Origin of the sequence: Huintestinicola sp. (genome assembly GCF_050874005.1) — a bacterium.
Classification (GTDB): Bacteria; Bacillota; Clostridia; order Oscillospirales; family Ruminococcaceae; genus Huintestinicola.
The window spans coordinates 32,907-47,650 of sequence record NZ_JBNMJV010000010.1 but is presented as its reverse complement, the minus strand read 5'-3'; the positions used below and the strand labels follow the sequence as shown (position 1 = coordinate 47,650).

General features: G+C 48.6%; 15 protein-coding genes. 5 read left to right on the top strand and 10 right to left on the bottom strand.

What is annotated here, in order from left to right; genetic code table 11:
* Positions 1 to 66 precede the first annotated feature (66 nt).
* The 5 genes from ACR0QN_RS05290 to ACR0QN_RS05270 all read left to right on the top strand — a co-directional run bounded on the left by ACR0QN_RS05290 (position 67) and on the right by ACR0QN_RS05270 (position 4,386).
* Entirely contained in the window at positions 67 to 1,437 is a 1,371-nt protein-coding gene (locus ACR0QN_RS05290) for a carboxyl transferase domain-containing protein (protein ID WP_432650153.1), read from the top strand.
* Between the two features lie 33 nt (positions 1,438 to 1,470).
* Positions 1,471 to 1,839, top strand: coding sequence for a biotin/lipoyl-containing protein (locus tag ACR0QN_RS05285; RefSeq protein WP_432650152.1), 369 nt, complete (start codon positions 1,471 to 1,473; stop codon positions 1,837 to 1,839).
* 20 nt (positions 1,840 to 1,859) lie between these two features.
* Positions 1,860 to 3,257 carry an oxaloacetate decarboxylase subunit alpha gene (locus ACR0QN_RS05280; RefSeq protein ID WP_432650151.1) on the top strand — a complete coding sequence of 466 codons (1,398 nt, stop codon included), beginning with the start codon at positions 1,860 to 1,862 and terminating at the stop codon, positions 3,255 to 3,257.
* Between the two features lie 586 nt (positions 3,258 to 3,843).
* Positions 3,844 to 4,098: a hypothetical protein gene (locus tag ACR0QN_RS05275; protein ID WP_432650150.1), complete on the top strand. Its 255-nt coding sequence runs from the start codon at positions 3,844 to 3,846 to the stop codon at positions 4,096 to 4,098.
* 36 nt (positions 4,099 to 4,134) lie between these two features.
* The gene (locus ACR0QN_RS05270; protein WP_432650149.1) at positions 4,135 to 4,386 is read left to right on the top strand and encodes a hypothetical protein; all 252 of its coding nucleotides are present in this window, start codon (positions 4,135 to 4,137) and stop codon (positions 4,384 to 4,386) included.
* Positions 4,387 to 4,468: 82 nt separating this feature from the next.
* Here the strand turns inward: ACR0QN_RS05270 and ACR0QN_RS05265 are convergent, their stop codons facing one another.
* From ACR0QN_RS05265 to ACR0QN_RS05220, 10 genes are all read right to left on the bottom strand, one after another.
* The gene (locus tag ACR0QN_RS05265) at positions 4,469 to 4,906 is read right to left on the bottom strand and encodes a hypothetical protein (RefSeq protein ID WP_432650148.1); all 438 of its coding nucleotides are present in this window, start codon (positions 4,904 to 4,906) and stop codon (positions 4,469 to 4,471) included.
* On the bottom strand, positions 4,903 to 5,262 hold the full coding sequence (locus ACR0QN_RS05260) for a LytTR family DNA-binding domain-containing protein (RefSeq protein WP_432650147.1): 360 nt from the start codon (positions 5,260 to 5,262) through the stop codon (positions 4,903 to 4,905). Before ACR0QN_RS05260 ends, ACR0QN_RS05265 begins: the two co-directional genes overlap by 4 nt.
* An 81-nt stretch (positions 5,263 to 5,343) precedes the next feature.
* On the bottom strand, positions 5,344 to 6,657 hold the full coding sequence (locus ACR0QN_RS05255) for an alpha/beta hydrolase family protein (RefSeq protein WP_432650146.1): 1,314 nt from the start codon (positions 6,655 to 6,657) through the stop codon (positions 5,344 to 5,346).
* A gap of 99 nt (positions 6,658 to 6,756) precedes the next feature.
* Complete coding sequence (locus ACR0QN_RS05250; RefSeq protein ID WP_432650145.1) at positions 6,757 to 7,911, bottom strand: FprA family A-type flavoprotein; 1,155 nt, start codon at positions 7,909 to 7,911, stop codon at positions 6,757 to 6,759.
* A gap of 117 nt (positions 7,912 to 8,028) precedes the next feature.
* Entirely contained in the window at positions 8,029 to 9,480 is a 1,452-nt protein-coding gene (locus ACR0QN_RS05245; protein WP_432650144.1) for an ABC transporter substrate-binding protein, read from the bottom strand.
* Between the two features lie 269 nt (positions 9,481 to 9,749).
* On the bottom strand, positions 9,750 to 11,720 hold the full coding sequence (locus ACR0QN_RS05240) for a bifunctional 4-hydroxy-3-methylbut-2-enyl diphosphate reductase/30S ribosomal protein S1 (RefSeq protein ID WP_432650143.1): 1,971 nt from the start codon (positions 11,718 to 11,720) through the stop codon (positions 9,750 to 9,752).
* A 46-nt stretch (positions 11,721 to 11,766) separates the two neighbouring features.
* On the bottom strand, positions 11,767 to 12,390 hold the full coding sequence (locus ACR0QN_RS05235) for a lysophospholipid acyltransferase family protein (protein ID WP_432650142.1): 624 nt from the start codon (positions 12,388 to 12,390) through the stop codon (positions 11,767 to 11,769).
* A gap of 16 nt (positions 12,391 to 12,406) precedes the next feature.
* Positions 12,407 to 13,072, bottom strand: a complete 666-nt coding sequence (cmk, locus tag ACR0QN_RS05230; protein WP_432650141.1) for a (d)CMP kinase — start codon at positions 13,070 to 13,072, stop codon at positions 12,407 to 12,409.
* 19 nt (positions 13,073 to 13,091) lie between these two features.
* A complete protein-coding gene (gene thyX / locus ACR0QN_RS05225) occupies positions 13,092 to 13,730 on the bottom strand; it encodes an FAD-dependent thymidylate synthase (protein ID WP_432650140.1) in 639 nt (212 codons plus the stop codon).
* Entirely contained in the window at positions 13,705 to 14,694 is a 990-nt protein-coding gene (locus ACR0QN_RS05220) for a GNAT family N-acetyltransferase (RefSeq protein ID WP_432650139.1), read from the bottom strand. Before ACR0QN_RS05220 ends, thyX begins: the two co-directional genes overlap by 26 nt.
* Positions 14,695 to 14,744 lie beyond the last annotated feature (50 nt).

The window sequence follows — 14,744 nt, the reverse complement described above, 5'->3', positions numbered from 1 at the left end:
AATTATACTCGGATAAATTTTTAGTTGTCGGCGCAGCGTAATGCGCCCGGAAACGGAGGAACTAATATGATGACTGAAAGTCAGAAGTCGAAGCTGGCGGAATATACGGCGGCAAAGGCTGCCTGCCCCGCAAGAGAAAGGCTCTCGGCTCTTTTTGACGACGGCGTATTTACAGAAACAGCGAACGGTCGGAGCGCAGGAGGAGACCCTTCGGGCGTTGTGACCGCTTACGGATATATAAACGGCTGTCCCGCCTATGCCTTCTCTCAGGACAGCACATCGGCTAAGGGAGCTGTAAGCAGAGCACATTCGGAAAAGGTGTGCAGAATGTTCGACCTTGCCGCTAAAAACGGCGTTCCCGTAGTAGGCATTTACGACTCCTGCGGAGCGTTCATTGAGGACGGCGCAGATGCTCTTAACGCATACAGCGCAATGCTCCTTGAGGCAGGAAATCTCTCGGGAGTTGTTCCCACAGTTTCGGTCATCGCAGGCGTGTGCGCAGGCAGTATGGCGGTCGTTGCCGCAGCTGCAGATTATGTGGTAATGACCGAGGGCGCAGAGTTTTACGCTGCTGTGGGCGGAGACTCTTCCGCAAAGGCTGCCGCAGAGAGCGGTGTTGTATCGGCTGTTGCCGAGAATGATACAGCGGCTATGGAGAGCGTTCGTAAATATCTCTCCCTTATGCCTCAGAATAACCTGTCTCCTCTGCCCGAGTATGAGTTTGACGCACCTGCCGCTGTTTCCTTTGAAAGCGCTTCGGACAGCGTTATGAGCATTGCCGACGAGGGCAGCGTTCTTGAGCTTCGTGCAGGCTTCGGAAAGGCATCTGTGACAGCACTCTGCACCATCGGAGGTACAACAGCAGGCATTGCCGCCGCAGGCAAAGCTTCGGATAAGCTTACCGCCGATGACTGCGCAAAGCTTGCGGGATTTGTACGTCTCTGTGACGCATTCTCCATTCCCGTTGTTACCGTTGTGGACACCGAGGGCTTCGATATGAGCGGAGCAGAGTCCGTAAGGGCTGCCGCAAGGCTTTCGGGTGCATATGCAGACGCCACCTGTGCAAAGATCGCAGTAGTAAGCGGAAAGGCATACGGTGCGTCATTTATCGCATTCGCAGGCAAAAACGCCGCTGCAGATCAGGTATTTGCACTTCCCGAGGCAGTCATTGCTCCCATAGACCCCGTGACAGCAGCGGAATTCCTGTATCACGATAAGCTCAAAGGCGCTGATGACCTTGCCGCAGAGCGAAACAAGGTAGCCGCAGAGTACGCCGAGAATGAGGCTTCCGCATTTGCCGCAGCAGAAAAGGGCGCCGTTGATGATGTTGTCCCTGCCGAGAGCGTAAGAAGCGCAGTTATGGGCGTTCTTGACATAACCGCAGGAAAGCGCCTTAACAAGCGTCTCCCCAAGAAGCACAGCGTTCTTCCCCTTTAATATAAATTCTAATAACCGAAAGGTCTGATAAAAATGAAGAGATTTAATATTACAGTTAATGGAAAAGCTTATGATGTTGCCGTTGAGGAAGTAGGCGGAGCAGCTCCCGCAGCAGCCCCCGTTTCCGCTCCTGCACCTGCCGCAGCTGCCCCCGCACCTGCCGCTGCTCCTGCTCCCGCAGCAGGAAACGGCACACCTGTTAAGGCTCCTATGCCCGGAAATATCCTTGATGTCAAGGTAAGCGTAGGCGACAGCGTTACAACAGGTCAGGTGATCGTAGTTCTCGAGGCTATGAAGATGGAGAACGATATCGTGGCTAATGCGACCGGCAAGATCACTTCTATCACCGTTAAGAAGGGCGATACCGTTAACTCCGACGATGTTATCGCAACTATTGCGTAAAGGGAAAGGAACGGTTCTTTATGGCTAAGGTTAAAATCACCGAGACCGTCCTCAGAGACGCTCATCAGTCCCTTATAGCAACGAGAATGAGCATAGACGAAATGCTCCCCATTATGCAGGAGATGGACAAGATAGGCTATTACTCCGTAGAGGTATGGGGCGGAGCCACATTCGACGCTTGTATCCGTTTCCTTGACGAGGACCCCTGGGAGAGACTGAGAATTATCAGAAAGGCTATGCCCAACACCAAGCTCCAGATGCTTTTCAGAGGTCAGAATATGCTGGGATACCGCCATTATGCCGATGATGTTCTGGAATACTTTGTTCAGAAGACTGTGGCAAACGGTATGGATATTATCCGTATTTTCGACGCTTTAAACGATATCAGAAATCTCCGCACATCTATCCGTGCGGCTAAGAAAGAGGGCGCACACGCACAGGTGGCAATGTCCTTTACCCTTGGCGATGTGTTCACCGACGAGTATTACGTTAACTACGCAAAGCAGTGTGAGGAGGAGGGCGCAGACTCCATCTGTATCAAGGATATGGCGGCTCTTATCACTCCTTTCAGAGCGGCTTCCCTTACAAAGGCGCTCAAGGAGAACATCGGTATTCCCGTTCAGCTCCACACCCACTACACCTCGGGTCTTGCTTCAATGTGCCTGTTAAAGGCTATCGAAAACGGCTGTGACGCTGTTGATACGGCTATGTCTCCCCTTGCTCACGGCACATCTCACACTCCTACAGAGTCTATGGTAGCGGCTCTCCAGGGTACTGAGTACGATACGGGTCTCGACCTTGTTAAGCTCACCTCTATCCGTGATTACTTTATGAAGCTGCGTAAAAAGTACATCGACAGCGGTCTTCTCGACCCCAAGATGCTTGCTGCGGACGCAAATGCGCTTATTTATCAGGTTCCCGGAGGAATGCTCTCCAACCTTCTTTCCCAGCTCAAGCAGGCAGGCAAGGAGGACAAGCTGGAGGACGTGCTCAAGGAAGTTCCCAGAGTACGTGCGGACGCCGGAAATATCCCTCTTGTTACTCCCTCGTCCCAGATCGTGGGCACTCAGGCGGTTTTCAACGTTATCAACGGCGAGCGGTATAAGATGGTAACAAAGGAGTTCAAGGACGTGGTAGCGGGCAAGTACGGAAAGACTCCCACACCCATCGACCCCGAGTTCAGAAAGTCCATTCTCAAGGGCGAGGAGGCTATCGACTGCCGCCCTGCCGATCTGCTTGAGCCTGAGCTGGACAAGCTGAGAGAGGAATGCTCCGAGTGGCTGGAGCAGGAGGAAGATGTTCTCACCTATGCTATGTTCCCCAAGGTTGCGCCTAAGTTCTTCGAGAAGCGCCGCAACAAGAAATACGGCATTGACGGCAAGAACTCAGACACCGAAAAGAAAATTCATATGGTATAATATAGGCTGTTTTAGGCGGTGTTTTACAGCTATTGGAAAATGCTCCCCGAAACAGGGCTATTGTAGACCGATAATGTTGACCTTTTGGGGTTGAATGAATGAAATATCCCCCGAAATGCAGGAAATGTAATTATGAACTGCATTTCGGGGGATTTTTGTTAATATACTTATATTACGAAATTGTTAAAACGGGGGTATTTTTGCATTTTTTTGAAAAATCGAATTTGTTCGTCATTTTGACGAATTACATTTATTGTAAATTGCGGCGGGAATGGTTTACGATTGGCTTGAATGTGAATAAAGTTGACAATTTTGGACTGCATTTTGAGGGAGAGTATAAGGATTTTAATCTGCTCGTAAAATTGGGTATGGGAAAATGGGGGCTTTGGGGAGTTTGGAGATTTGGGCGGAAAAATATTGCACAAATGTTTACTTTGCTGATTTGGGGTTCATATTTGGGGGCGGATTGTTTTTTTATATCGGTAATTGACAAACGGTGGCGGAAGTGATACAATGAATTTGGAATGGTACTCGGCTTGGAGATGTATTTAAAGACTTTTTCGTTAACATTTCGGGGGTGCGTTTTATGAGAACTGTTAAAGAAGCTTATGATTTTGTTCAAGACGCTGTTTTAGATACACCATTTAAAATAATGGGTTGTATAGACATAGGCGATAGCTGGATTTTTCATTTGGGAGACAGTATGGGGTCATTTATCCCACCTGCTCAGGTATATAAAGACGATAATATCGAACCGGATTTTTATCGTGGAGATTTATTTACTGACTGTTTAGATGAAAAAATCACCTGTACTTCTGTTCCACTCGAAAGCATAATATAATTTCCATAACACACCTTACAACAGGAGATGATTTTTATGACTGATGAGTTTGATATGTTAAAGGTTTTAGATGTATTTCCTATCGGAAATATGCTTTCGGTTACTTTAGAGGGCTCGTGTGACAGCTTAAAGAACGGAAGCAAGCTTGTTGACAGTAACGGAAATTCAATTACTGTCGTTTCCGTTGCAATGACAAGATTTGATGATCCTACAGACATAAACAAAAGCACCACAGTTATGGTAGATGCCTGTCCTTTACAAAAAGGTGCTGAACTTTCTATTGCGTAGTTTTTGTATAGAATACGGAAAACCGCCCCGATTGTCGAGGCGGTTTTATTATGCCCACACCCGAAACGTGTATGGGCTGAGTTTATTTATCCTCCCCCGACTGTATCTCACGTATCCCACGATTTATACGCTCGGCGCTGCGGAGGTCGTTTATGTACATTACCGCATTTACGGCAACGTCTATTATGAATATCGTGACCGCAAGGGAAATGGTCACAGACAGGCTGTTCAGCGCTCCCGTAAGGAAAAGTATACCGTTTATGGTAAGCTCCAGCAGAAGAAGGTGGAGAAGCTTGCGGAATATCATCTCTCCCACCGTCAGTTCGTGACGTGAATACATTACCAGCGAGGGGAGCGACGCTGCAAGGCCGAAAATTATGGGGGCAAGAAAACCTCCGTAGGAAAACCGTTTATCCGGCTCGAACACGCTGCCTACCGCCGCTATTCCTATACAGATAAAGGCAACGGATATAAAGAAGCTGTTCATTACATTTTTTATCAGAAATTCCTTGAAGCTCATTTCAGCACCGCCTTTTTCAGCGCAGGCACATACTGCCTTGATATTATTACCCGTTCCCCGTTTTTCATATGGGCGGTGAAACGCCCGTTGAGTGCGGGGCTGACGCTTTCTATCTTCATCAGATTTATTACTGTGGATTTTGAGCAGCGCAGAAAGGAGCTTTCCGACAGCTTCCGCTCTATTTCATAGAGCCGCCCTCTGACTTCAAAGACCTTGCTTTCGCAGTAAGCAAATATCCGCTGGTCTACCGCTTCAAAGTAGTAGATATCTCCGATATTTATGCTGTAGAGCCGTCCGTCAATGCTGCCGCTCAGAGTTTTGCCCGAGCCTTCCGCAAAGAGGCGGATACGCTCCACCTCTTCCGTGACTTCATAGCACTCGATTATTACCTGTTATTTTTCATTGCTGTCCACAGTTCTGACGATAACGTTCATATGTTAGTATTCCTTTTCAATCTCGGGCTTCTCGCCGCCCTTTAAGGCATAGTCAAAGAAATCTCCCGTAAGCTTGTTCATTGTGTTTATGCAGTACAGGCTGTCGATATCTCCCGTTCCCATATTTCCCAGGGCTTTTCCAAGCATCGGGGAGAAAAGGGGCAGGTCGGTGAAGTTCAGATGTCCCGAATTTTTAAAGCAGGTGGATACTACGTTTTCGGAAATGCGTGCGGTGTGAAAATTTACATATTCCTTCATTTTGTTTTCGCTTTTGTACTCGTCTACCAGGTCCCGGAGATACTGACTGTAAATATCCAGCATTGGCACGGGGAAAGGTTCGTCGGTATATACGGTTTCTCCGTTCTCAAAGGCGATCTCGTCTCCAAGCAGCGTGCCGTCAAGGTTTATTACGGCGGATATGTCGCTTCTGTTCCTTGCGGTCTGGGCTGCTGCCGCTCCGCCTAAGGAGTGACCGAAAAGTCCTATCTTTGTGGTGTCGGTATTTCCGAAAATAGGGTCTCCGCTTTCGGACAAAGCTATAATGGTGTTCAGCGCAAAGTCGATATCCTTTACTCTCAGATCAAGCCATTCTCTGTTGTCGTTGTATTCCTTTTCGGGGTTGTCTGTGGCGTTATGCTCCATTACGGTGTTTAAAAAGTTAATATCCGCTATGGTCACTTTTCCCTCTGTATCGGCGGTGAAAAGGGTGTGATAGGTGTGGTCTATTCCTGCTACGGTATAGCCCCGTGAGGCAAGCTCGGTGCAGGTGGAGTAGTTTGAGCCGGAAAATCCGAATGCGCCGTGGGAAAAGATTATCAGCGGTGTTTTTTCGGCGCAGTTTTCGGGATACCACACGCTGACGGTTATCTTCCTGTTTTCCCCTGTGTCGGTGAAGGTCTCGGTGCGGCTTTCGTCTGTCCAGGTGTATTTTGCTTCAAGCACATTGTACTGTCCCGTGGGTTCGGGCTCGGTAAACTGCGGGCAGATGATGGCGAGCGCAAGGGCGGTGGTGTAGAGTATAGTCTTGCCCACAAATCTTCCCACAGACTTGCCGATTACCTTGCCCTGAGTTTCGGGCTTATCCGGTTTAATGAGACGTATTACTGCGATGATGGACTGGAGCGCCAGAGCAAAGCCGAAAATATAGTATCTGAAGCCCCACTTCACAACGCCCGTTATGCAGAGAACTGCGAATATCAGGAATATGGCGAGGGCGCTTACCGCTTTTTCCTTTCGGTGCATATCGCCCTCTGCGATGTTCCAGATCATAAATACCAGCTCCAGGATTATCAGAGCCGTTAGAATTATCATACCCATATTATCCTCTTCCTTTCTGATGATAATATAAGTATAATTTATCCCTGGGAGTATTTCAACTTTTTTCGGGCAAGCTGCATTTTTAGGCGGTAAGCTGCATTACAGAGAGGCAATCTCCTCTGCGAGAGCTTCTGTCTGAGCGATATTTTCTGGGTTTACGGCAGAATTTATTTTTATGATATTATCGGAGATGACCACGTCCTTGCAGCCCTCGAAAAGCTTTTTCATTGCGCTTGCGGCGGTGGGTGCCCAGGAGCCGTTTTCAATGAGATATACCTGTCTGCTCTTATAGCCGTGCTCTGCAAGGTCGGTTATGAAATCACGCATAAAGGGGAATACGCCGCCGTTATAGGTGGTGGAGGCGCAGACAAGCTTCTTGTACTTGAACGCCATTGCAAGAGCCTCGGCTCTGTCGCAGCGTGCCAGATCCATTGCTATTACGGGGCAGCCCTTTGTGGAAAGCTTTTCCTCCAGCAGAAGTGCAGCTTTTCTTGTGTTTCCGTAAACAGATGTGTATGCGATGAAAACGCCGTCGGTCTCAGGCTCGTATGCTGCCCATTTGGTGTAAAGCTCAAGGTAATGGGGGATATTTTCCGAAAGTACAGGGCCGTGAAGTGGGCATATCGCTGCGATATCAAGCTTTGCTGCCTTTTTTAACACTCCCGATACGGGCATACCGAATTTGCCTACGATGCCGAAATAATATCTTCTTGCCTCGTTTTCCCACTCCTCGTCGCTGTCAAGTGCGCCGAATTTGCCGAATGCGTCGGCGGAGAACAGCACCTTATCAAGGCTGTCGTAGCTCATTATTACTTCGGGCCAATGCACCATAGGAGCGGTCACGAATGTCAGAGTATGCTTTCCGAGAGAAAGAGTGTCATTCTCGCCCACAACTATTCTTCTGTCAGCATAGTCTGTGCCGAAGAAATTCTTCATCATTCCGAATGCCTTCTGAGAGGATACTATCACCGCCTCGGGATAACGCTCCATAAATACGGCGATATTGGCGGAATGGTCAGGCTCCATATGGTGAACTACAAGGTAATCGGGCTTATTTCCCGAGAGTGCGGCTTCGAGGTTTTCAAGCCACTGTGCTGTAAAGCCGCCGTCAACGGTGTCCATTACCGCAATTTTCTCGTCTGTGATGACATAGGAATTGTAGGACATTCCGTTCGGAACGCTGTACTGTCCCTCGAAAAGCGGGTTTATCCGGTCGTTTACGCCTATGTATTTTATATCCTTTGATATCTGCATTTTGCATCTTCCTTTCGACAGAATATTCTATAATTATTATGCCACATATGCGGTACATTGTCAAGAAAAAACGGGTACCATACCGAAGTATGATACCCGAAAAATTTTGAAAAATTATTACTGAACTGACTGGAGAAAATCGCTTGCTTCGCCTACGAGCATATCAACAACAGCGGAAATCTCTTCTCTGTTGGAAGCCCACTCTACGCCGTGAAGTGCTGCTCTCAGACCGATATTGTCGCCGCCGTCGGTTGTGAGGGAAGCAACATCGGTGGATACGCCTGCAGCAAGGTCAACAACGGGGTACTGACGTGCAAGGTCGTTGATCTCCTTGTTGATAGCTACAAGTTCCTCGGACCACTGATAGTCAGCCATTGCCTTAGCATCTGCGATCGCTATAGCCTCGTCGCTTGTGTTTGCAAGACGAGTGCAGTCTGCAAAGAGACCTACGCCCTCGGGGTTGCCTGCGCCCTTGCAGAGTACCCAGCCGTCAAGAGTAGCGCCCTGATAAGGATCGGAACCTGCGGGTGAAGGAACGGGTGCAAGACCGAGATTTTCGGGAGAAATGCCTGTTGCCCAGGTGTCGGGGTTGGACTGTACGTGCCATGCGCCTACGATGTAGAACAGCTCTCTGCCCTCGCCCATAAATGCGGGCTGCTCGGACCAGTCAAAGAGAGATCTGTCCATTACGAGGCCCTTGTTGTAGAGTTCGTACATCCAGTTCATAGCCTTTTCAACTGTAGCGTCCATAAGGTTTGTCTTGAGGACACCGTTTTCAGCTGTAACGGAAGGAACGCCTGCGGAAAGGAACAGAGCCTTTTCTGCCCAGTAGCCGTCGAGACCCCACTGATCGTTGTCGGGATCGCAGAACTGCTCAAGCATTGATGTGAAGGTATCCCAGTTCCACTCGCCTGCCTGATAAAGCTCCCAGGGATCGTCAAAGCCGTTTTCTTCGATAGTCTGCTTGTTGTAGATAACTACTGCTTCGGCAGATACGGAGTTTACGAACTCGTAGTGCTTGCCGTTGAAATTATAGATGTCCATAGCGTCCTTAACGTCAGCCCAGAGCTCGGAATCCATATCAATGTAATCGTCAACGGGCTGGAACATTCCGTTGATAACGCCCTTGGGGAGAGCTGCGGTATCGCAGGGGAAGAAGTCAACGCCGTCACCGCCCAGAACGTGGGTGGAGAGGTCGGAATATCTGGACTCCCAGGTGGTGGGGATATATTCAATGTTTCCGCCGTACTTGCTCTTAAAGAGGGTGATGTTTACTGCTTCGGAGTCACCCTTGGAAGTAGAAGGATTGATATCGTAGTGAGCAAGCCACTTGATGGTCTTGTTCTCAAGCTCAACGTCACGGAGCTTCTCATTTGCCAGATCGTCGAGAGTTTTCTGATCTTCTTCGGCATATGTAGCGGTGTTCAGCTCAACTGTAGCTCCTGTTGTGGTGGTTACGGTAGCCTCGCTGGTAGATGTGCTGCCCTCATTGCCGCCGCCGCAGGCTGTAAGACCCAGAGTAAATGTCAGAGCGGAAATTCCGGCAATTGTCTTCTTGAAATTTTTCATATTGACCTCCTAAATATTTTGAGACTGTTTCCCGTCTGCTGCAAAGGCGGAAAACATTTCAATATATACGCAGTTCACGCATATATATTATAATAATTGCAATATAATTTTATCATTTTTTGCTTTTACTGTCAATGGTTTTTATATCAATATTTTTACTTTCACTTTGTGCAATTTTAATAATTAAACGTATTCGTAAATGTAGAAATTTCCCGATAAAAAAGAAAAACGGCAAAGCCCGAAAGCTTTGCCGCTGATAATTTACCCGATTATTCCTCCTCGGAGGAATCGCCGTTTTCCTCGAGAACTGCTCTGATGGAGAGGCTGATGCGCTTCTTCTCGGAGTCGATCTCGGTGATCTTTGCTGTTACCTCGTCGCCTACGGAGAGAACGTCCTTAACGTTTGTTACTCTCTTGTCAGCGATCTGGGAGATGTGGATAAGGCCGTCAATTCCGGGAATGATCTGTGCAAATGCGCCGAATGCGGTGATGGAAACGATCTTGCAGTTAACAACGTCGCCTTCCTTATACTCGCTCTCGAACTTCACCCAGGGATTGTCCTCGTCCTTCTTGTAGCCCAGGGAAATTCTGCCTGCTTCCTTGTCCAGATCCTTAACATATACCTCAAGTGTATCGCCTACGGATACTACCTCGGAGGGGTGCTTTATTCTGTCCCAGCTCAGCTCGGAAATGTGGACCATTCCGTCGATGCCGCCCAGATCTACGAATGCGCCGTAGGAAGTAAGAGACTTGACTTCGCCCTTGAATACGTCGCCCACCTGAACGGTCTCCCAGAACTTAGCCTTTGCAGCGTCTCTCTCAGCATTGCGAACGGCCTTGATAGAGCCTACTGCCTTGCCTCTCTGCTCGTTTACTTCGATGACCTTGAACTTAACGTTCTTCTTGAGGAGATCCTCAAGCTTCTCGTCTCTGCGTACTGTTGCCTGAGATGCAGGGATAAATACTCTTACGCCGTTCGAGAGAACAATAACGCCGCCCTTTACTACGCCTGTAACTGTACCCTCGAGAATTGTGCCCTCTTCCTTAGCCTTGGCAAGCTCGTCAAGACCCTTGAGTGCGTCTACCTTCTTCTTGGAGAGCTGAACGATGCCCTCTGCGTCGTTGATCTTGATAACGATAAGATCGACTTCATCGCCGACTTTAACAACATCACCGGGCTTGAGAGAAGGATCGTCTGTCAGTTCGGACAGAGACACATAGCCTGTGTGCTTTGTACCAACGTCAACGATAGCTTCTGTGTTGTTTACAGCAGTTATGTATCCTTTCACCCTGTTACCGGTATATAATCTTTTGAAAGAAGCGTTGAGCGCCTCCTCAAAGTTAAAGTCCTCGTCCATATTTTTGATAATTTCGCTCATCTGGTTTTTGACCTCCTTGATAATAGATGCCGGGGTGGACGCTCCGGCGGTGATACCTATTCGGATATCACTTTTATTAGAAAAGCCTTTCGGCATTTTCAGCAAACTGAGTTCTCCAGGGCTTTCCACGTGAAAGCAAGTCCCGCAAAGCCCGCTGCATATCCGAAAGAGCTTAACGGTATTGGAGCTGTGCCGTCCGCCGACAACGATCATCATATCGCTTTCGGCGGCAAGCCTTGCCGCTTCCGCCTGACGCTTTGAGGTTGCGCTGCATATGGTGTCATAGGTCTCGGCGTTTTTATAACAGGCGGCTATCCGGGCGCAATTTTGCCACATACTTATATTATACGTTGTTTGCGGCATAATTGCAACCTTTTTTTTTGAATTTTCATAATTTTTTTTCAGAAAAGCTTCAAGCTCTTCGGGATCTTGCAAAACATATGCACCGTTTTTGCAGTGTCCCACTATCCCGACCACCTCAGGGTGAGTTTTGTCGCCCATAATAATGACGTCCTTACCCTCTGAGGAGCATTTTGCGGCGGTGGTCTGTATGCGCTTTACAAAGGGACAGGTACCGTCGGAGTAGGGGATAGCCTTTTCCTCAAGCGCTCTGTATACGTACCTGCCCACTCCGTGAGAGCGGATAACTACCTTTTCGCCGGTCTGCGCTTCGGCGGGGGAGTTTATAACACGAACGCCCTTTTTCTCAAGGTCGTTCACAACGGTGGGGTTATGGATTATCTCGCCTAAGGTAACAGCCTTGAAGCCGTGTTCTATTTCATTATACACGAGTTTGACCGCTCTGTCAACACCAAAACAGAAACCTGCGGTCTTTGCGGCAGTAATTGTGATTTTTTTCATAATTTTCACACCGTCTTTATGTGTATTATTGCCATATATTTCGGGTTTATTCAGCGGTTTCGGCAGAATTTTCCTCGAGTTCAGGTCCTTCCACCAGCTCGGTTATGGCGTTCATAATGACGGATTTTACTTTCTTCAGATTTTTTGTGTCTCCGTCTCCGATGTCAAGCTCCTCGGACTTTATGACCTTTCCTATTTTCAGAGTGAGCTTGCTGCGGAAATGAAGCTTTTCTCCCTCGAAAACTATGCCCATAGGAAGAACGTCTGCTCCCGATTTTGCGGCAATAAGGGCAACGCCTGTTTTTCCTCTGCCCACCTTATTTTCCTTGGAGCGTGTTCCCTCGGGGAATATGACCACGTTCCTGCCGCTCTCCAGTATCTCAACGCAGTCGTCTATGACCTTCATATCTCCTGCGCCTCTCTTGACGGGGAATGCGCCTAAGAATCGGATAAATGCGCCGAAAAGCTTATTCTTGAAAAGCTCTTCCTTAGCCATATATGTAACGGGGCGTTTCATAGGCATTGTGATGACCACGGGGTCGGCGTAGCTGCGGTGGTTGCAGGCGATTATTACCCCCTCTTTTTCGGGGACGTTTTCCCGGCCTTCTATTTTAAAATTGTAAAACAGCTTGTATATGCCCATTACGGTGTATCTGACAAATGCGTTCATCTGAGCTTACCGTCCTTTACAGAAGTTTTTTTATCATACCGATTATCATTTCAACCGACTGCTCGAGGGAAAATTCGGTAGTGTCGCAGAGTACGGCGTTCTCTGCCTGCTTTAAGGGGGATACGGCTCTTGTGGAGTCGTCGTGGTCACGCTTTATGATGTCCGCAAGCACCTGCTCATATGTGGGAGCGTCCGGCTTGTCTTTCAGCTCCTTAAATCTTCTGCCAGCCCTTGCCTCGGGGGAGGCGGTGAGGAAAATTTTAAGGTCGGCATTCGGCAGGACTACTGTGCCTATGTCCCTGCCGTCCATAATTACGTTGTTTTCCCTTGCTATCTTCTGCTGAAGCTCGAACAAAAATGCTCTTACCGCAGATATTGCAGATACCTTTGAGGCTGCCATCGACACCTCGGGAGTGCGTATCCTGTCCGAAACGTCCTTGCCGTTTACGAAAACGTGCTGAACGCCCTCAATAAAACGCAGTTCGGGGGTTATGCCCGGAAGCAGCTTTTCTACATTTTCGGGAACGCTGACGTCCGCTCCTTTTGACAGGCAATAGTATGCTACAGAGCGGTAAAGCGCTCCTGTGTCCACATATATAAATCCCAGCTCTGCGGCGGCTTTCCTTGCAATTGTGGATTTTCCTGCGCCTGCGGGGCCGTCTATGGCAATGTTTAGGCTCATTTGATTATCTCCTCAATACTTAATACGAAGCGTCCGCTCCGTTGATATCGTCAAAAATTACGGGTACAAGTTCTTTCAGCTCGTTAAGCAGCGGAAGTGCCACCTCTCTCATCTGAGGATGGGCACGCTCGGAGGTGCGGAGCTTGAAAAAGTGCCGCCATTCACGGAGGTTCATTGTTACCACTATTTCCGTTTTTACGGAATTTGGAAGTATGCTCCTTGCTTCTTCGGGCTTTGCTCCCAGCGAGATAAGCTTTGCGTAGGCGTTTTCTATCTCCTGCATTGTGTCCTTCCAGACAGCGTATTTCTCCTCGTCCTCAGCCCAGAAAAAGGGGCGGATAAAGGTTATTTCATTTCCGAATTTGTCCTTGGAATAGTTGCAGTAGCGGGTGCTTTCCTGGCTGTAGCTTGCTATGCGGTGGCGGACTATCTCGTGGGTCACGCCTCTGTCGCAGATAAATCTTACGGTTATCTTTTCGTGCTCGAGGACGGACTCGTGACCCGACTTCAGTATCATTCCTACGAATTTCTCCGCAGAGCCGTCTGTTATCCTGTCCTCGCTCTTATAGCATACCCTGCCGCAAAGCTCTATATTACGGAGCATTTTTGCCCCGTCTATTTCCGATAATATCTCATGAGAGGGTACGATAATTTTCATCAAGGTTCTCCTTTTTATACATAACAGTCTCGCCGTCGGGAGTGTCCTCGGGAACGGCGGTATAGCCGCAGCTGAGACAGCATTTTTCAGCGGCTGTGTTTGTGCTGTAGATGTGCATTGCGGCGGTGTTGATACCCTTTTCGGTGAATATCTCCTCCGCAAGACGGATACATTCACGGCTAACTCCGTGTCCTCTGAACTCGGGGTCGATAACAAGCATTGATATCCAGCCGCATTCTCCGCTTTCAAGTCCGCTGAGCTTTACCCAGCCCGCAGGCTCGGAACCGTAGTACACCACGTAATCTTCCTCGTCGCCGTCCTCACGCCATTGTTCAAAGGCTTCGTCCCAGTCCTCAATGTCAAGCTCTCCTGCGCCAAGTCTGTCAAGAAGCTCGGCACGGTTGTACAGGTCGCAGAGGAAGGGCAGGTCGCCTCTTGTGACCTCTGCAAGGCGTACCTTCTGGCTGCACAGCTCGTTTGTTACTTTAAGAATGGGATATCCCTGCTGATAGGGCTTTACAATAGACGGATTTTTCGCTGCTTCCGCAAAAATGATATCCGCAAGTCCGCTGTCAAGCTCCTTCACAAGGAGATTTAAGGGCTTTTTATAAAGGTCGGGGCAGACCGAGGCGATGGATATGACCCTTGCGCCGTTTAAGTCCATTACTCTGTAGGGCCATATGCGGCAGTCAAAGGGCTTATTGTCGCCTAAGGTACAGCCTGTTTTCGGGTCGAGAGCGGGACAATGATACAGCTCGTCTTTATCGTCCCAGCAGTCCTCCATATTGAATATATAACCGCCGTTTCCGCCCTTTGAGACCATTTTCAGGTCGGGGCGCTCTGCCGAGAGCTTATTATAAAGCTCCCTTGTGATGACAGGGGTCTCCCACACGTCGTATTTGTCAAAAATACAGCACAGTTTGCACTTGGCGCAGGTTTCGTTTGAAAGAATGTTTTTTAGCATAAGTCATTTTCCTTTTCATTTTATTTTTGGGAATATTGGCTTGCATGCGG